Below are 18,319 nucleotides of genomic sequence, written 5' to 3' on the forward strand. Positions count from 1 at the left end.
TTCGTCGTCTGGCTGGCGTGCGGGGGTCTATGTCGTGTGGTCGATGGCGTGTTCGAGCCAGGTGCCTTGATCGGGAAGCGGCCGCGAGCCTCATGCGTAACTGCACATCCGGCGCTCAGCCCGCCCTTCGCCGATTCGCCGGTGGGCTGAGCGCTGGATTGAGTGCGGAGAACGACCTACTCGCTGGTGGTGCGGCGGGTGGTGGCGAAGTACTCGAGGACCACCGCGAAGACGGTGACACCCGCATCCCAGCCGGACAGGAGCCCAGTGGCGGCACCTACCGCTGTCGCGGCGCAGAACCCGACAAGCGGGTTCATCGGAGTCTCCGGTAACGGCTGCGGAGTTTGCGTATTCATCGGCGGATGCTTTCTGTGTCCGGAGATCGGTTCTTCGACAACGTATTTCGCTGCGCACTCAGAATGCGGGCACGTTTCGGCGTCAAACCCATGCGCAGACGGCAGTGCACGCATACATTGCGAACACCGGCAGAGAATTACAGTTGCAGACAGAATCCGACAACGCCGGCGGGGCATAGAAGGAGGCGGTGTGCCAGGTTTCGCATTCCCGCACCTACCGCCGGGGCCACTGCGGGACCTGATGGCCGCGCTGCACGAACTTCACGACCGCGCCGGATGGCTCAGCAGCCGCGAAATCGCCAACAGAGTCGGCAAAATCAGCCACCACACGATCTCCGAGTTGTTCAAATCCACGACCGTGCCCAAACTGCCGCTGCTGACCAAAGTCGTGGAAGTCCTCGCCGAGGAATCGCTGCCCCGTCGGACCGCGGACCGCGAGCAGCGCATCAGCGACTGCTGTGACCGCATCGACCGACTGTGGACACAGGCCAGGCTCGACGAAGTCACCCCCGCTCGCCTACCGGGTCGACCGCCACCGGACAAGAACGCCGAGAGCGAGTTGGTGGTCACGGCCACGCTGACCGCCGAGGCCGAAGTGAGCACTATGGGGGCCTTCCTTCCAGACCGGGACCGCTCGATGGCGGTAATGGCCGGAGTAACGAATTACACCGCGGATGGATTGGCTTCGTTGCCCGGCACGTCCTCGGCCGTCGGCAAGCTCGCCCGGCTGCTGACCGATCCCGCCGACCCTGTCATCGATAGCGACAACCTGATCTTCCTGTCCTCCCCAACTCGGTCCGAGACCTTGGACGCTGTCCGGTGCGCCGCCGAACACGCCACCGACACCCTGATCGTCTACTTTGCCGGGCACGGTCTGATCTCACGCCGCGGCGAACTGCTGCTAGCGGCCGCCGATACCGACCCGCAGATCGAGTACACCGCGATCGCGTACCAGGCGATCCGCGAACTGATTGTGGCCAGCAGAGCTAAACGTGTGCTCGTAGTGATCGACGCATGCGCGGCTGGCCAAGCGCTCACCGACGAGATCATGGGCCCGTTGGACGGGCTGGTCCGGATCCCGACCAGCTTGGTGATCGCCTCCACAGGCCCGTACCAGGCCGCGCTTCGCGAGGTCGACGGCCCGGTCTTCACCCGCGCGTTCACCAAGATCCTCGAGAACGGAATCGATGGTGGGCCTGACCTTCTCGATGTCGTGACGGTGTTCGAGGCGCTGCTCGAAACGGCGAAGCGCTCACACCGATTCCCGATCCCGTACATCAGCGGTGAGACCGGTGACCACCCGCTGGCGATAGCCCGAAACCGAGCCGGACAGATCCAGAGCACCACTTCGCGGGACCTTCAGATCGTCGAGGAGTCGGACAACAATTCGGCCGCCATGGACGACCCCATCGCGGACAGTGACACCGATGCCGATGCTGGTTGGGCCAGAGGGCAACGCGGCATCGTCGGTAATCACAGGCGTAAGTCGACGCCAGACTATCTTGTGACCAAGGTCGCCGCCGAACTGATGAGTGTGGACGCTACGACGATGGTAGAGGCGTCAGAGCGTGTCCTGGCCGAGTTGGTCGACTACTTCGATGTCGGGTTCGGCTATCTCCGACACACCGACCGCAGTCTTCGGGTATCCGTTCTGGTCGCCGAATGGCCGCACCGCGCTGACAGACCCGATCCAGATCCGTTCCGCGTCATCTACTTCGAGCAGGCTGACGCCGTTTCTCGAGCACTTGAGCATGCGACCGAACCGCTGGTCGTGAATGCGGTCCCCGAGTTCGCGGACTATCGAGAACTGTTTCGTCGCGTCTATGGTGTTCCGGTCGTCTCTTCCGTGGCGATCCCGCTGCTTTCGCGCGGCGAATCGGTTGGCGTGCTCGGATTCATCCAACAGGGGGATCGCGACTGGAGCACCTGGGAACTGAATGTGCTCGAGGCGGTCGCCGCGCTGTTCGCCCAGTTGCGGGCGCGCGTGGTGGCCGAGGAGCGATTGCGATATATCGCCCTGCACGACGACCTGACCGGCCTGTCGAACCGCCGCGCGCTGCTCGAACATATGGAAGCGCGCCTACAGGCCGGCAGTCCGGGGCCGGTCGCGGCGTTCGTCGTCGCCGTGGATCAGCTCAAGGCGCTCAACGACTTCCTGGGCTACACCGCGAGCGACAACTTCATCCGGACGCTGTCCTCGCGGCTGCGCGAAAATCTGGACCCGAGCGACATGATCGCCCGCCTCGGTGGTGACGAATTCGTCATCGTGCCCGCCAAACCCACAGAAGCGGACGCGGCCGAACGCGAAGGGGCCCGGATCCAGCAACTGATCGGTCGCAGGGGCACCGTTGGCCCGGAGTCGGTCAGCCGGGGCGCGAGCGTCGGTGTCGCGCTCGGCATTCCGGGGGAAACCAGAGTGGCCGATATCTTGCGCAGGGCTGAGCACGCAGTGATTTCGGCGAAATCCGACGGCGGAAATGGTGTCGTCGTGTTCACCGACGCGATGCGCGCCCAGTTGGAGCTACAGGACGATGTTGAGCTCAATCTGGCCGGCGCGATATCGGACGGGTCGCTGCTGTTGCACTACCAGCCTGAGGTTGACCTCCGCACGGGTCGGATCGTCGCTGTGGAGGCTCTGGTCCGCTGGCAGCACCCGACCAGGGGACTACTGATGCCCAGTGCGTTCGTGACGGTAGCCGAGGCAACCAACCTAGCCGGTGAGCTGGGGCACTGGGTGATCCAGTCGGCGTGTGCCCAGTTGGCCGGATGGCGCAGGCGGGGGCTCGCCGCGAATGTGGTGATGCGGATCAACGTTTCGCCGGTTCAGTTGGTCAGTCCGGACTTCGTGGAGCGCATCGAGGGCATCCTGCGGCTGTTCGGTATCGACGGCAGTTCGGTCTGCTTGGAAATCACCGAGCATGTTGTGGTGCAGGATCTGGTGCGCACCCAGGTCACGTTGCGCGGGCTCAAGCGAATGGGTGTGCAGATCGCCATAGACGATTTCGGAACCGGGTACAGTTCGCTCTCGCATCTCAAGGCGCTCCCGGTGGACGCGGTCAAGATCGATCGCGGCTTCGTACAGCGACTCGGCGCGAGTACCGACGATCTGGCGATCGTGAAATCGATTATCGGGCTGGCCGGGTCGTTCGGGCTCGGCGTGGTGGGCGAGGGCGTCGAGACGCTCGTTGGGGCCCGCATGCTGGTCGGTTTGGGTTGCTACCGGGCGCAGGGTCCGCTCATCGCGTCGCCGATGCCTGCCGATCAGATCGAGGCGCACTTGACGCAGGGGCGAATTTCCCTCGATCTCGAATCGTCTCAGACCGCTCAAAAACACACTCAGGGAACCGATTGATCACGGCCGGTTGTGCAGGCGGATTCGGATGGTCAGCCGCGTGGTGGACGGGTGAGGTGATCGACAGAGCTGTACGGGTGGCCACGGCGGATGGGCACGCATGATTCGGGGAATTCCTGGATGATGTCGGCATCGAGCGCATCGAGCCGGTCCAGGAACCGGGGCAGGTGTCGCATGGCGCCGGTGGGGAGGTCGTGCAGAACGACCAGGCTCCATTGCTGCGAGGCGATGTCGGTGAGGCAGCGTTGGACCCAGTCGTCGGGTTGGTCCCAGTCGTGTGGGACGCAGTTCCACAGCACGCAGGTGTAGGCGTGCAGTTGCAGGTAGTTGATTGCGGCCGGGCCGAACAGGTGCTGGTCGAGGACGCCGCCTCCGCCGTAGGGACGAAACAGCTTGTCCGGGTGGGCAAGCCGGCCGATGGCGTCCTGAGCCTGCCCGATCTCGCGGGCGGGCAGGTCGGGGTCGTCGGAGTCGCCGAACTGGATCGAGTGGGTGAGGGTGTGGTTGCCGATCCAGTGCCCTTCGGTGGCAGCCCGTTCGGCTAGTTCGCGGGCGCCCGGCCGGGTCAGCTCGGTGCCGACGACGAAGAACGTCGTCCTGATTCCGTGCTCGGCGAGCACGTCCAGCACGGTGCCGGTGGCCGGGCTGGGGCCGTTGTCGAAGCTGAGCGTGACTTTCATGGGCGCGTTTCCGGTCAGGCGCCGCGGGCGCGCAAGCCGGCGACGACCATGTCGGCGACGAATTCGGCCTGTTGGCGGACCGCGTCGGGGTCGAGCGGGTCGAGCGGGTTCAGTTTCTGTGCAAGGGGGACGAGGCTGAACGGCGCGGTTGCGCCGTGCGCGACGAGGAAGTGCAAGGTGCGGATATCGGCGGGGGCCAGTACACCCTGGTCGACGAGCACCTTCAGCGGCGCGGTGATCAGCGCGTGCAGCGGCCCCACGTGCGCGTCGAACAGATACGCCAGCCGCGGACTGTCGGTCGCCCCCTCCACCGAGACCAACCGCAGGATCAGCGGGTGCGTCGCGTGCAACTGCAGGAACCGCACGATCGTCACCCGTACCGTCTCCAGCAGATCCAGCTCCGCGAGCGCCGGGTCGGGAGCCATGTGCTCGGCGATCTCACCGAATGCCCAGTCGACGGTGGCGTACCACAGCGCCTCCTTGGACCCGAACCGCTGATGGATCAGGTTGTGACTCACCCCGAGTTCCCGATTGAGCGCCGCGACGGACATGCCGTCGAACCCGTTCTCCGCGAACACCTTCAACGCCGCCGACAGGATCTCGGTCAGCGACGCCGGTGACAGCTCGGCCGGCGGGCGCCCCTTGCGCGTCTTCGTAGCCATGCCCAACTCTATCCCAGCATGTTGACGAGCATCAACTTCTTAGAGGAAACCGCCATGAAGATCTCCGTCGACTACCACCGCTGCGAAGGCCACGGCCTGTGCTCCGAACAAGCCCCAACCATGTTCCGCCTCGACAACGACGCCGAACTAACCTACCGATATGAGGGCACCAACATCCCCGACGATCTTGTCGCCGCCGCCCGATCGGCCGTCGATTCCTGCCCCGTGGCCGCCCTGCGAGAGACTGCATGACTTACCCACCTCGATCCTGAAAATCGGCGAATCCCACGCCGGCACCACCGCAGCACGCGCAATGCACGCGCTCGGCAACCTCTGTTCCCGGCCGCAGGGTCAGTCAGCCGATGCACCCGGAAACCCTGTCCGCCGTGGTCCGCCGCCTCGGGATCCCAACGTCGCGGTCCGCATGGCTGCGCTGGGCCAGCTCGATAGCTGTGGCGCACACTTGCCGCCCGGTCCTCGACGCCCTGGCCGCCACCCGGATCGGCCTATTCCGCGATCACCGGACAGCCCAGCGTCAGCTCGCTGCGACCGCATGAACGGCTGCACCGCAATTGGAGGCGATCGGCCCGATGTGCCGATCAATCACGGTGGCCGCCGCTGCCTCGACAGTGATCACATAGAGAGGCGGGGCCTTCTATTACCGGGTTGGTCCCAAGCGGCTACAATCGGCCGCATGGGGAGGACACTCGTAGCTGTTGGTGCGCTATTGACCTGCGCCTCAGTCAGTTTCGCACCAGCCTGTTCCACAGGATCCGACACGCCCGAGCAGCCGAGCAACGAAACGAATCGCCGGTGCGCTCAATCAGTTCGACACAGCGCTACAGCGTTGCGACATCCTCATCCACGACGTCAACGCTTCTCTGTCACCCGTTACCTTCTTCGTGGCCCTGAACGAGGGCTACGGTCGCCAGGCCCGGTATGACTTCTTGCCCCTGTCTTTCGCATGATCCGGGGGGGTGGTGTCGGCGGGTCCCGGTGGCGTCGACGGACCGCTGATAGGGACAGGGCCGAACGTAGGTCTCTTCGTAACGTGGGTGCCGGGCGTTGACGCCAGATCGGGCGGCCGTCCGGGTTCGACGCGACGAAGGAACGACGATTGGCACAGGCGTATGCCGTGTACTGCGGCGTTGACGTTGGTAAGGGCGAACATCATGCGGTCGGTCTCGATCTGGCCGGAAAACGGTTGTACGACAAAGCATTACCGAACGATGAGACCAAACTGCGCGCGGTCTTCGATCGACTCGCCACCCGCGGCCCGCTACTGATCGTGGTCGACCAACCGAATACCATCGGAGCCTTGCCGGTCACCGTCGCCCGCGCCTGCGGCCACGACGTCGCCTACCTGCCCGGCCTAGCGATGCGACGCATCGCCGACCTCTACCCCGGGCAAGCCAAAACCGACGCCCGCGACGCGTTCATCATCGCTGACGCTGCCCGCACCATGCCACATGCGCTGCGCCGGGTCGACACCGGCGACGAAGCCCTCACCGAACTCGCTGTCCTGGTCGGCTTCGACGACGATCTCGCCGGAGAAGCCACCCGCACCATCAACCGCATCCGCGGACTGCTCACCAGCATCCATCCCGCCCTCGAACGCGTCCTCGGGCCACGCACCGCCCACCCGGCAGTGCTCGAGATTCTGTCCCGCTGCGGCGGCCCGGTCGGCATCCAAGCCGCCGGACGCCGCAAACTCACCGCCATCGCGGTCAAACACGCCCCACGCATGGGCGCTCGCCTCGTCGAGGAAATCCTGGCCGCGCTGCCACAGCAGACCGTCACCGTTCCCGGCGCACGCTCCGCCGAGATCGTGCTCCCCAAACTCGCAGACTCACTGAAAACCACTCTGCTGCAACGGCAAACCCTGGCCGCAGACATCGAGAGGATGCTCGATGACCACCCTCTTTCCAAGGTCCTGACCTCGATGCCCGGCGTCGGAGTCAGGACCGGAGCCCGCATCCTGCTCGAAGTCGGCGACGGCTCAACCTTCCCCACCGCCGGACACCTCGCCGCCTACGCCGGCATCGCCCCAGTCACCCACCGATCCGGCAGCTCCATCCGCGGCGAACACCCCGCCAGATCCGGCAACCACAAACTCAAACGCGCCCTGTTCCTGTCCGCGTTCGCCGCGCTACACGACCCGGACAGCCGCGCCTATTACGACCGCAAACGCGCCGAAGGCAAGAAACACAACGCCGCCCTCATCTGCCTGGCTCGCCGCCGCTGCGACGTCCTCTACGCCATGCTCAAAACCAAACAGCCCTACCGCATTCCAGCACCTGCGGCCTGATCGCCGGGCAGCTGCCCGACAACCAGCACGGTTTAGGCGTCCGGCCCCTCGGCACGCCGGGCCCTGGCCGACATGCCGCGCTGCCACCAATCGATCACCTCACCCGCGCCAGCCATGTCTTCGATCAGATGCGCGGCGGCTTCCACCTGCGCACTGGACTCGCCGCAGAACGTCCACAACCGCTGAGCCGCCCGATGGTACTGGTGGATCACCGCGTCGACCTCGAACGCATCCAACTGCCCGGCACGGAACCGGTCCAATGCCCGGCCGACATGCTCAAGCAGCTCGCCGAGCCGCGCTTCGTGATACGCCGCCACACAATCCCGAGCAGCCTGCCGTTCAGCCTTTGACGCCACTCGAATCACGCTACCGACCACGGACTCCGCCAAAGCCATCACCAGACAGAACACCAACCCACGACTTGACAACGAACATAGGGACACCCCCAGCGGTTCGACGATGGCTACCATGATGCCGTGAGCGGCCCAGCCAGAACAGCATTCGTCTAAAGTCGGAAGCGCTGTACGAGTCAGTGGCAGGAGGGGGATTCAATGACGGGCGCTACAGAGCGAGATCCCGCGAGTGTCGCGGCTGCCGCTGGATACGTCTGCGCACACGAGCCAGAGCTCCGCGCCGACCTTCTCGATGTCGGAGCCGACACGGCCGACCTCGACCGGGTGCTCGAGGCCGTGCGCGCAGGTGGCGATCTCGCGCAGCCGCTGGAGGCGTTGGACACGGTTATCCGTCGTAGCGGCGATCCCATGGGCGTATTCGGAACGGGCACGCGAAGCGGTGAATTGCCGGTACGTCCTTATGGGTTTAGTGGCGTCCGGCCCCCTGGTTTGGTCTTTTCCTGCCCATTCGACCGGTGTAACCGGACCTGGACGCCATCCGAGGACGATCCCAACCCGGAGACGCCGAGCTGTCACGCTGGGCCAATCTCGGTCGGTTCCCTGGGACCGGCGGCCGAATGCGTCCAGACTGCTGGCCAACCTGAAGAATCCGACTCGCGGTTGGTCGGCGATCATGGTCGGAGAGGGGCAGCGCTGCTGGTTCGGCAATCAGTTCAGCTTGGTTGCCCCTCGCGTCATCGCCTACGGCGTGGATATCTGGGTTCCGGAGCTCGGGGGTCGTTACGACCCGCAAAACACGGCGCACAACATGATGATGAGCATGCTGGGCGGGATGAGCCAGTCCGAGCGCCAGCATGTTCAGCAGCGCACGCGGTCGGCGATGGACGCGCAGGTGCTCAACGAGGGGCGTCACCAGGGTGGTCGAGCGCCGTACGGCTACATGGTGATCGATGGTGCGGCGCATCCGAATCCGAGTCGGGCTGCCGACGGTTTGAAGCTTCGCATTCTGGCCATCGACGAAGAAGCTGCGGCGGTGGTGAGGCGAATCTTCAAGGACTACATCGCAGGTGCCGGAGACAAGGCGATTGCCACGTCACTCAACCGGGACGGCATTCCGTGCCCTTCGGCGCGCCGACCCGACCAGAACCGCCATCGGTCCGGTGCTGGGTGGCAGGCGGCGACTGTGGCAGCGATCCTGCAGAACCCGCGCTACACCGGGTACGCGGTCTTCGGGCGCTGGCACAAGCATGAGGAACTACTCGACCCGGACGACGTCGCGGCTGGCAATGTGGTGCGGTTTCGGCGGTCGGAGGCCGGTCGGATAGTGCGGTCGCGCAAGCCTGCACACCCACCGATCATCTCGGTGGAGACCTTCACTGAAACGCATCTGATTCGGCGAGCCCGCGCAGGTGCCAGCAACCGGTCACGGGCGCGGCTCGAACGTACCCGGCAGACGAACATGCCCCGCGAATACCACCTGCGGGGACGTGTCCGCTGCGACAGCTGTTCGCGGAAGATGCAAGCGACCGTCGTGCACGGTGCTGTCTACTACCGGTGTCTGGCTCGCACGCTGCCTCCGGGAAGTCCAGTGCTGGACGGTCATCCGAAGACCGTGAATCTTCGTGAGTCCGCGATCATCGGTCCGGTCAACCGGTGGTTGGCCCGGCTCTTCGACAGGGACCACCGCGACGACACGATCGCCACACTCGTCGAAGCCCACAACGCCGACTCCAATGACGGTGTCCGCGAGACCCTGCGCCGGCGGTTTGTGGAGGCAGAGGCGAAGCTCGAACGCCACCGTGCCGCAATCGAAGCGGGGGTAGATCCGACGATTCTGGTCGACGCCATGAACGCGGCTCGAGCAGAGAAGGCGATCGCCCAGAGCGAACTGGACAACTTGCCCCGCGTGGTGCCGCTGCGCGCGGTCGAGGTTCACAAGCTGATCGACTCGTTGGGGGACATCGCAGCGGTTCTGGACGCGGGCAGGCCTTCGGACCGTGCCCGCATCTACGACGCGCTTGATCTGCAGATCCGTTACTTACATACAGAAATGGCGGCCGAAGTGGCCGCCATTCCTTGTGTGGTTAACAATGGTGTCCGGAGGGGGTATCGACCAGTACGCCAACCTCCTGCGACACCGAAAACTGCTGGTCATCGGCAAATAGCGGTGGTGCGATGGGTTCTGCCATGGTTTGCCGTAGGCAGGTCCCGGCGGGGTGCAATAAGGATGGGACTGATTCCCCTTAGCTCCACGACTTCCCCGTAGATCCCATATGGATCTGCGGGCATCTTGGTCTTGCAGTCGATGCACCGCGAGCTATAGCGACGTCAATCCCGCACCGGATTCCCAGCTCGTGTGAGGTGGACCGCCGCGCGAGGCGGTTGGCGCGCGGCGACCGCAGGGCAGACCTAGTGAGAGTGCTCGCATCAGCCGCGGCGACTCCTCAGCCGGACGCGGGTCCCGCGGTGTGGCACGACCGTCGCGTGATGCATGCGCTGGCGTTCGTGTGCGCGGCGATCGGGGACAAGCTGTGTGGACCGCAGGATCGTCCTGATGACCACGTCGATTTCGGAGAGCGCGAAACTGGATCCCAGACACCGTCTGGCGCCGCCGCCGAACGGAAACCACGCGGCCTCGGGCACCTGTGGTTCGAACCACCGGGCGGGTCGGAAGCGACGGGCATCAGGTCCCCAGACCCGGACGTCGGTGTGGACGGAGCCGATGGATGGCATGACGAGAGTTCCCGCTCGCAGGCGCCGACCGTCGGACAGCTCGACATCGTCTGTGATGCGTCTCATGACGTTGAAGATTGCCGGATGCAGCCGGAGTGTTTCTTTGATGACGGCGGCCCGGTAGGGGTCGTCGTCGCAGTCGAGCCCGGCGTGGATTCGTTCGAGTGAGTACTGATCTCGTAGCAGCTCCTCGAAGACCCACGCCAACTCGACGGCGGTTGTTTCGTGGCCGGCGACCAGCAGGCTCATCAGTCCGTCGCGGATCGTTTCGTCGTCTCGGCTTTCGTCCAACAACATCGAGAGCACATCCGACCGAGTTTCACGTGCTGGGTCGACCCGGCACCTCTCGATCTGCCGGTACAGCAGTTCATCGGCGTGATCCATTGCCTTCAGGAACCCGCGCCAGGGCCGGATTCCGGCGAGGGGAGGAAATTGCCAGACAGCCAGGTCGATCAGGCGCTGGGGAAGCGCTGCCCGGAGGGCGAGCGTCAGTTTGTCGGCTTCGACAGGGTTGCTCTCCCCGATGATCGTGCGGACGATGATCCGCAGGCTCAGATCTTGCATGCGGTTCAGTAGGGAGAAGCTGGTGCCGAAAGGCCAACTGCTGATCTCTCGTCTCGTGAGTTCTTCCATACTCGTGGTCATTGCGCTGATCCGGCTGCCGTGGAAGGCGGGAATCATCGATTTGCGCTCTGAACGGTGGTCGTGCCCGTCGAGGGTGATGACCGATCGTGCGCCGACCACCGGTCCGAGTGCGCTGTTGCCGTCACCGCCGAGGTAGAGATCGGGATGTCCTCGAAGGACCGTTCTGACGTCTGTCGCACCGCACAGTACGACGACCTTGCCGACCGGAAGGTCCGAGACGGTGAATACGTCGCCGTAGCGTCGTTGCATGTGCCTCAGGAAGCTCGGACGCATCGTCCAAAGCCCCAGTGTTTGAATCGCCGTCGGAATCCGTACCGGTCCTGGTGGTAGTCCAGACATCTGTGGGGGTCGGGCGCGGTCGTGCCACGCTGTCAGACGGTCGCGTGCGGTCGAGCGTGCGTCCCTGCTGGTAGGAGAATGTAACAGGTCCATCCTTGATCTCCGTTAACGCTGTCGGGCTGGATCTTTCTGCTGCCGCTGCCTTATTCGTCGGACAACTCGGCCCACAGCTGTCGGTTCAGCGATGATCTGGCAATCAGCGAAAGTGCGGCGGCCACGGTGATGAGAGCCAACGGCAAGCTCGAGACCACCATTTCGCGAGGTATCTGCGCAACAGGTGTGAGACCGCTGGCACCGGCCTGCACGCTGATCATGATGCGAACGGCCAGATACGACGCTGGCACAGCGATCGCCCACGCCAGTATCACGGTGATGGTCGACATGATGCCCAGCGCCCACAACGTGTGGGTATTCCTAGCGCCACCGAGGCGGATGACTGCGGCTGCACGTCGGGACTGACCGATGATGGTCGCCAAAGTCGCGGCACCGACGACTCCTGCGATAGCGAAGGTGATCCACGCGAATGCGGTGAACGAGATCATCAATCGGCTCAGATTGGATCCGAGTTCATAGCGGTAATCGGTTGCGGAAAGTACCTGCGCTCGGGGATAGGTCGGAGCCACCAACCGCTGGATGTCGGCCTGCAGTGCGGTGAGATCGGTGCCCGGCGTGGGCACGATCCCCACGGTGTAGCTGCCCGCGTCGATGCCCGCGATGTCTCTATAGAGATCGTCACCGGCGACCACCATCCCGCCGTCAGAGGTGGAGTCGTCGATGATCGCAACGATCTCGGCCGCGACATGACCATTCGGCGTCGGGATCGTCAGTTGCGAACCAACCGATACACCCTGGGTGCGCGCAAGATTGGTGGACACCGCGATACTCGACCCACGCAGGAAACCGGCAAGCTCGCTCGACATCGCATCGATCTCGTATTTGCCGTCGGAAACAATGAAGTGGTTGAAGCGACTGACGTCGCCGCCGAAACACTCGACCCTGATGCGCCCACCCGGAAGAGCAACATTGGTATAGGAGAAAGTGTCGGTCTGGTCCACACCGGGGCGCTGTGCGATTCTCTGTCTGATTTCCGGAGAGATGGTCTCTTCGGCGAAGTTCGCGCCGACAGGTGCCGCCGCGACATACAGGGCGCCGAGCGTCAATCGGTCGACTGAGCGATCGATTTCCGATCGGAGACTGGCTGCCACACCGAACAGGGTCAGCGCCGCGAGCAGCGAGATGGCGAAAGTGGCGGCGAGAGCGCCGTTTCGGCGCCAGCCTACTTGGAGTTGGCGGCCGACGATGATACCGAGCGGCCCCGCGGCAACTCGATGGATGAAGGCTCCAGAAAGTGCCGGCAACGACCAGCAGAGCAGCGCAAGACCCAGAAGCAGTGGTACCGCAGCCGAGGCTTGAATCGGCCGGGGGGTGAGCAGCGTCAGGGTGGTCGCCACACCGACGCAGCACAGACCGATGGCAGCGAACGCTCTCGGCCTCCCGGAAGGCGTGGCGATCACCCGGTCGCGCTGGGTTATTGCATCAATGGGTGCGACCCGGCGGAGTGCCATTATCCCGGCAACCCATGCCGCGCCGAACATGCCTGCACTGACAACGGCAGATCCAACGACCGGCACCGTGAAGGTGATCTGGTTTCCGAACGCGTGTCCGGTGAAGTTCACGAGCTGGTCACGAAAGGATGTGAGGTGCGAACCGACAAGGACACCGGCGGTTGCGCCGATCACATACGACGCCGCGGTGAACGGTATCGATACCAAGGCGGATCCGACGACGAGATGCTTGGTTGTGGCACCGACGAGCCGAAGGCGCGCCAGCGTAGGGGCCACCTCATCCTGGGTGATCCGCCAGACCGAGAAGATGATCGTCATACCGGCTAGGAGCGCTACGAGGCCGAAGATGCTGACCAGCATGATGGGTGTCCGGTAGATCCGCGAATAGCTCGAGAAGATCCCGTCAGGTGAGGTGACCGTGGCGGCGCCATCGATCAGACTCTCGATGTGCCGGCGTTCGGTCGCACCGAGGTCGTGCAGCAAGATGACGTCGGTGTTGTCGCCTTTCCTGAATTCTTGGCGAGAAAACGCGATGGGAACCATGAGGGCGGAGCCTTCGTTGGCCACCGAGTGGTCCAGCACACCGCGAATGGTCCACTGTCGTGCGCCTTGAGGAGTGTTGACCGATACGGGGTCGCCCAGGCCGAGTCCTTGGCGCTGGGACCACTCGCGCGTCACAAGCGCACCGCGGTCATCGACGGTCGACGGCAGCTGGGCCCCGGTCAGGGCGACGGGATCGACCATCGATATCAGGGAGGGCTCGACCCCGATCACCATGACAGGGGTGTATTGCCCGCCGAGGGGTGCCGCGGTGGTGCTGGAGATCGTCACCTGTGTCGCCGCCGCAGTGCCAGCCGCGGAAATCGATGCGTCGGTGAGCTGCCGAGAAATCCCTGCGTGCGAATTGGCCGCAATCGCGACCACGTCCGACTGCAGAAAATCGACGGGGGGTGTTCGTGTGGACTGCAGGACCGGAACCGCGATCATCAGCACCGCGCACACAATCATCACTCCGCCGATCCCACCTGCCAGTGCCGAGACCAGTTTCAGTGGGCGCGAGTACCAGCTGCGCGCGAGGACTCTGGCGACAACCACCGTGGAGGCTATCGAGGAGGGCATGGTCACCGGTCCTCGCGCGGTGAGTCCAGGAGTCGACCGTCTTCCATGTGGAATGTCCTGTCGGACTTGCTCGCCAGTTCGGCGTCATGGGTGACCACCACCACGGCCGTACCGGTCTCGTGACACAGGTCTTTGAGCAGTGATCCGACCGTCTCGCCGTTGCGACGGTCAAGTGCTCCGGTAGGTTCGTCGGCGAACACGACCGCGGGCCGCCCGGCGCATGCGCGCGCGACCGCGGCGCGTTGCGCCTCGCCACCGGAGACCTGGGCCGGCCACGATTTTGCGCGATGGCCGATGCCTGTCATCTCGAGCATCTCGAGGGCACGACGCTGTGCCGAACGCCGCGTGAGACCCGCGAACAGCAAGGGCGCGGCAACGTTCTCCTCCAAGGTGAGGAAGGGAACCAAATTGTCCTTCTGCAGGACGAAACCCAGGCTCTGCGCACGCAATGCGGCCATTTCGGAATCGCTGAGCTTCGACAGGTCCCGGCCGAGCAGGGTGACGGTACCCAAGGTCGGCCGATCGAGCCCAGACAGGAGATTGCACAGGGTGGATTTTCCACTGCCGCTTTTGCCGAGGATTGTGGTCATCATTCCTGGCATGATCTCGATGTCGCAGTCTCTGACAGCAGTAACGACCGTTTCTCCCATCTGAAAGTTCCGACTCAAACCACGGCCCGTGATCACTGCTTGATCCATAACTCCTCCTCCTGCCGGCTCGCTATCGGACGGGTGCGTGCGGCACCGGTGTCACACGAATGCGGTCATGCCCGGAATACCGCGAAGTAGCCCAGCGACGTGCCGAACCGTTCTTCGAGGATGAAGCCCGCCGAGCGAGCCAGCTCGGTGACCGACGAGTGCGTCATGAAGTGCACGTCGAAGCTCAGTAGATCCTCTCCGACCACTAGGCGCCCGCCGGGACGAATGACACGGTGGAGTTCGTTCAGTGCTGCCCACTTATCGGGTATCTCGCCGATCACCTCGATGAGGTACGCGCCATCGAAGTAGTCGTCATCGAACGGGATCACGCTCGCGTCTCGCAGCGTCGAGTGAATGTTGTGCACTCCGGCATCGCGGGCTGCTCGGAGAGTGTGGTCCAGCATGGCTTGCTGCACATCCTGCACGTGGAGCGAGCCTTCACCGAGTGAGGCTGCGACCGGCACCGCGTAGTAGCCGATTCCGGGGCCGATCTCGAGCAGGCGCTCGCCGCGCTGCGGGCGTAGCGCCTTCAGCAATTTGTCCCGGCCTACCAGCGGATGGCGAAGGAAGAATCGCAGGAAGTGTGGGAATGGAGTCGGGTTGTTCCTCCATTCGGTGCCGATTACCAGCCCGCCGGCTGCCGCCGCGGTGGCGAGTACCGCAAGGCCGACCTTGTAGGGAAGCGAGGAATCGTTGAGCGATCGTGCTGTGGTCACGTGGAGCCTCTCGAGTCACGGTGTTTCGGTGAACGGAAGGGTGAAGAAGGGGCGGTAGCGGCCGCGTGCGGTTGCCCGCTGTTACGGCTCTGGAGAGCCGGCCGCAGCGGTGTGCTCAGGTGACAGCCGTTGTGTGCGCAGCGTCAGGCCCGCGCGGGAAAGCCGCTCAGGCAGGACTTGTCCGATCGCGACTGCGGGGGTGAGGACCCCGCACACCCTGGACTCGTCACTGCCGGACTCCAGCATTGCGAGTGCGCTTTCGGCCAGCAGGACCGAGGTGGCGTGCGATCCAGGATCGCCGTCCTGTTCGAAGATCGCGCGGTAGCGGATGTTCTCCGAGGTCGTCGCGTAGGTCTCGACTCGGTAGGAGCCCGAGTAGCGGCGCCGGGCGACCGACGCGATCGCGGGCAATACGTCCACGAGTCGATTCGGCCATCGATGAATGGTCCGCGACGACACACCGAACCCGAATCGGATGACGAGGTACAAGAGTCTGGCGATCAATGCTGAGACTCGCGAACCAGTCAGCGCGACGCTCTCCGTATAACGTAGGTTTCTGCCGTACGCCCAGTTCTGTAAAGCGTTGCTACGGCGGACGATTCGCGAGTTGGGGATCGCGAGCGCGAAGGCGGTCGTCTGCACGTGCGACACTTCTGGTGCGACTGCACGGCCCGCTCGGCACAGCCAATCCGGCTGTTCTCCGAGGTCGGGCTCCGATGGGCGGTCAGGGGTGAGGGTATAGGCGTCGAGGAGATCGCGTCGATCCGAGGAATGGGCGCCGCAACGTCGGAGCATCTGTATCGCGGACGCGATCGTCCCGGCGGAGACGTTACCCATCTGGCCGAACAGGAGATGGTTCGTTTCGACCAGGCTGCCTGTTCCGTCCTGGGCCGCACGTCGGTGCAGCAGATAGACCGACAGATCGGAGGGCAGGGAGTCGAAGCCGCAGCTGTGGACGATGCGGAGATTCTTCGATGCGGCCTCGTCGTGAAACTGGTGCGCGCTGTCGCGAATGAACAGTGTCTCACCGGCGATATCGACGTACTCAGTGCCGACCGCAACGCAAGCACTCACCACAGGCAGCCCGGTGTCGGCGTAGGGGCCCGCAGCGCTCACGACAAGTCGGGCGGACGCGGCCATCTCGCGAAGCGATTGCGGGTCACCACTGTGCGCGCGCAGGATCGTCCAGTTTCGTGCCGGAGACCCGAGTCCGTCACGCAATCGGGTGAGCGCGGGCTCGGATCTGCCTGCCAGCCCGATACTCATTGCAGAGCCTGTCGATGCTAAATACCGAGCGGTGAGTGTTCCGACCAGGCCGGTGGCGCCGTAGAGCACCAGATCCAGCGCCCGGTTCCCGGATCGGCCCGTCATGCGAATCCGTGTGGCGCGGTATCGGGCACACCGATGTCGGTGCGGGCGCGCACATCAACATCGGGCAGCGGCCCGGGCTCATACGATGCCATTGCCGGGGAGCCATAGATCGACCGAATGATCGTGCGCCGCACCACGGGGCTGTCGATGACGCCCATCATGCCTCGCATGACTCGCGGGTCCGCGATCGTGCGATGAAGACGGGCGCCCCAACTGTAGGAGCGACCCCACTGTCGTTCGAGGTAGCCGGTGTAGCTCGAGAAGTCGGCTGGCCCCGCTCCGTCCAGGGCTGCGACAGCGGATTCGGCTGCCGCGATCCCGGATTGGATCGCGCGTGAGATACCAGCTCCAGTCAGCGGCTTGATCGCGCCGACGGCGTCGCCGGCGAACAGGATTCCCGGCTTCCACGCCGGCCCACCCGCGAAGGCCATCGGCAGTCGCCAAGCGCGAATCGCCCGTTGTTTCTGGAGCTCGCTGACGGTGGGCAGACCCCACGAGTTCGGCAGGGACGCAAGGAATTCGCCGAACAGCTGGGTGGCGTTGACGCTGCGCCACTTGGCGTAGGTCATGCCATAGCCGACGCCGCAGTTGACACGTCCGTCGCCCAACGGGAACACCCAACCGTAGCCGGGCAGCATCTCCCCGTTATGGATCAACCGAGGGTAGATCTCGAGCTGGTCGGTGTCGCATCGCAACGAGGGCATCTCGGCGCGGATGGCGATCCCCATGACGCCCTTGTCGTTCGACCGGCCGAATTGCCGGGACATCGGTGAGTACGCGCCGTCGGCTGCCACCACCGCCCGCGCGTGTATCACTTCCTCGGTACCGTCGGGGTTCTTGACCCGGACTCCAATCACTTGATCGTCGCGGAAAACCGGTTCGACAGCTTCGGTGGATTGTCGAACTTCCGTGCCTGCGGAATCAGCAGCGGCCAGCAGTAGCGAGTCGAGCTTTCCGCGGTTGGCCACGTATCCATATAAGGGCATTCCCGGGCGTTGTGGCCAACCAATCGTCCATGGGCGGTTTCCCAGAAATCTGACGCCGGAAATTCTGTGAAAGTGTTGATCGAGCTCTGCTGCGAGCCCCAATTCCGAAATCAGCTTCACAGCCCTTGGTGTCAGGCCGTCACCACAGGCCTTGTCACGCGGAAAGACTTCCTTGTCGACACACACGGTCGTAGCGCCCGCTGCAGCGGCAGTGCGTGCCGCCGCAGCGCCGGCCGGCCCTCCACCGATAACGGCGATGTCAAACACACTTCGAGACAAAGATTCCCCCTTTGAATGACGCCACATCCAGCGCTGCGAGTTAAACGGCAGCGGTCGTGATGCTCGACGTCTGAGCAAGGCTAGGGGGCATAAGACCTCGACGTCAAGTGATCCTGATCACATTTGATTTCGATTGTGATCGGCTTGACCGGTGACG

The 18,319-nt window shown here is 64.2% G+C and carries 14 protein-coding genes and 1 pseudogene; 5 read left to right on the top strand and 10 right to left on the bottom strand.

Translation table 11 applies throughout. The annotated features are described in order from the left end of the window. Nucleotides 1–176 precede the first annotated feature (176 nt). On the bottom strand, nucleotides 177–317 hold the full coding sequence (locus ACQP0C_RS21385; RefSeq protein ID WP_433722392.1) for a hypothetical protein: 141 nt from the start codon (nucleotides 315–317) through the stop codon (nucleotides 177–179). Nucleotides 318–1,002: 685 nt separating this feature from the next. Here ACQP0C_RS21385 and ACQP0C_RS21390 point away from each other — a divergent pair. Both ACQP0C_RS21390 and ACQP0C_RS21395 read left to right on the top strand, forming a co-directional pair. Next, a pseudogene (locus ACQP0C_RS21390) lies at nucleotides 1,003–1,593 on the top strand (caspase family protein); the annotation flags it as partial. A gap of 291 nt (nucleotides 1,594–1,884) precedes the next feature. After that, nucleotides 1,885–3,708 (top strand): putative bifunctional diguanylate cyclase/phosphodiesterase, encoded by a 1,824-nt coding sequence (locus tag ACQP0C_RS21395; RefSeq protein ID WP_433734612.1) that lies wholly within the window; start codon nucleotides 1,885–1,887, stop codon nucleotides 3,706–3,708. Between the two features lie 32 nt (nucleotides 3,709–3,740). Here ACQP0C_RS21395 and ACQP0C_RS21400 read toward each other — a convergent pair whose 3' ends face one another. Together ACQP0C_RS21400 and ACQP0C_RS21405 are read right to left on the bottom strand one after the other, a co-directional pair. After that, nucleotides 3,741–4,388 carry a polysaccharide deacetylase family protein gene (locus ACQP0C_RS21400; protein ID WP_433722394.1) on the bottom strand — a complete coding sequence of 216 codons (648 nt, stop codon included), beginning with the start codon at nucleotides 4,386–4,388 and terminating at the stop codon, nucleotides 3,741–3,743. Between the two features lie 14 nt (nucleotides 4,389–4,402). Continuing rightward, complete coding sequence (locus tag ACQP0C_RS21405; RefSeq protein WP_433722396.1) at nucleotides 4,403–5,050, bottom strand: TetR family transcriptional regulator; 648 nt, start codon at nucleotides 5,048–5,050, stop codon at nucleotides 4,403–4,405. Nucleotides 5,051–5,068: 18 nt separating this feature from the next. Here ACQP0C_RS21405 and ACQP0C_RS21410 point away from each other — a divergent pair, with 18 nt between their 5' ends. Continuing rightward, entirely contained in the window at nucleotides 5,069–5,302 is a 234-nt protein-coding gene (locus ACQP0C_RS21410; protein WP_433722398.1) for a ferredoxin, read from the top strand. An 865-nt stretch (nucleotides 5,303–6,167) separates the two neighbouring features. Next, entirely contained in the window at nucleotides 6,168–7,358 is a 1,191-nt protein-coding gene (locus ACQP0C_RS21415) for an IS110 family transposase (RefSeq protein ID WP_433722400.1), read from the top strand. A 32-nt stretch (nucleotides 7,359–7,390) separates the two neighbouring features. Here ACQP0C_RS21415 and ACQP0C_RS21420 read toward each other — a convergent pair whose 3' ends face one another. Beyond that, on the bottom strand, nucleotides 7,391–7,714 hold the full coding sequence (locus tag ACQP0C_RS21420; protein ID WP_433722401.1) for a hypothetical protein: 324 nt from the start codon (nucleotides 7,712–7,714) through the stop codon (nucleotides 7,391–7,393). 670 nt (nucleotides 7,715–8,384) lie between these two features. Between ACQP0C_RS21420 and ACQP0C_RS21425 the strand changes: the two genes are divergently transcribed. Beyond that, nucleotides 8,385–9,977 carry a recombinase family protein gene (locus tag ACQP0C_RS21425; RefSeq protein ID WP_433722403.1) on the top strand — a complete coding sequence of 531 codons (1,593 nt, stop codon included), beginning with the start codon at nucleotides 8,385–8,387 and terminating at the stop codon, nucleotides 9,975–9,977. A 161-nt stretch (nucleotides 9,978–10,138) separates the two neighbouring features. On the opposite strand, the gene ACQP0C_RS21430 is transcribed toward ACQP0C_RS21425, so the two are convergent. The 6 genes from ACQP0C_RS21430 to ACQP0C_RS21455 form a co-directional block, all read right to left on the bottom strand. Further along, nucleotides 10,139–11,521 (bottom strand): cytochrome P450, encoded by a 1,383-nt coding sequence (locus tag ACQP0C_RS21430; protein WP_433722404.1) that lies wholly within the window; start codon nucleotides 11,519–11,521, stop codon nucleotides 10,139–10,141. Between the two features lie 50 nt (nucleotides 11,522–11,571). Continuing rightward, the gene (locus ACQP0C_RS21435; RefSeq protein WP_433722406.1) at nucleotides 11,572–14,112 is read right to left on the bottom strand and encodes an FtsX-like permease family protein; all 2,541 of its coding nucleotides are present in this window, start codon (nucleotides 14,110–14,112) and stop codon (nucleotides 11,572–11,574) included. A 2-nt stretch (nucleotides 14,113–14,114) separates the two neighbouring features. Continuing rightward, on the bottom strand, nucleotides 14,115–14,810 hold the full coding sequence (locus tag ACQP0C_RS21440; RefSeq protein WP_433722408.1) for an ABC transporter ATP-binding protein: 696 nt from the start codon (nucleotides 14,808–14,810) through the stop codon (nucleotides 14,115–14,117). 65 nt (nucleotides 14,811–14,875) lie between these two features. Next, nucleotides 14,876–15,526, bottom strand: coding sequence for a class I SAM-dependent methyltransferase (locus tag ACQP0C_RS21445; protein ID WP_433722410.1), 651 nt, complete (start codon nucleotides 15,524–15,526; stop codon nucleotides 14,876–14,878). 81 nt (nucleotides 15,527–15,607) lie between these two features. Beyond that, nucleotides 15,608–16,897 (bottom strand): saccharopine dehydrogenase family protein, encoded by a 1,290-nt coding sequence (locus ACQP0C_RS21450; RefSeq protein WP_433722412.1) that lies wholly within the window; start codon nucleotides 16,895–16,897, stop codon nucleotides 15,608–15,610. Further along, a complete protein-coding gene (locus tag ACQP0C_RS21455; RefSeq protein ID WP_433734613.1) occupies nucleotides 16,894–18,162 on the bottom strand; it encodes a geranylgeranyl reductase family protein in 1,269 nt (422 codons plus the stop codon). Before ACQP0C_RS21455 ends, ACQP0C_RS21450 begins: the two co-directional genes overlap by 4 nt. Between the last annotated feature and the right edge of the window lie 157 nt (nucleotides 18,163–18,319).

The sequence above is a fragment of the Nocardia sp. CA-129566 genome, from assembly GCF_050956075.1.
GTDB lineage: Bacteria > Actinomycetota > Actinomycetes > Mycobacteriales > Mycobacteriaceae > Nocardia.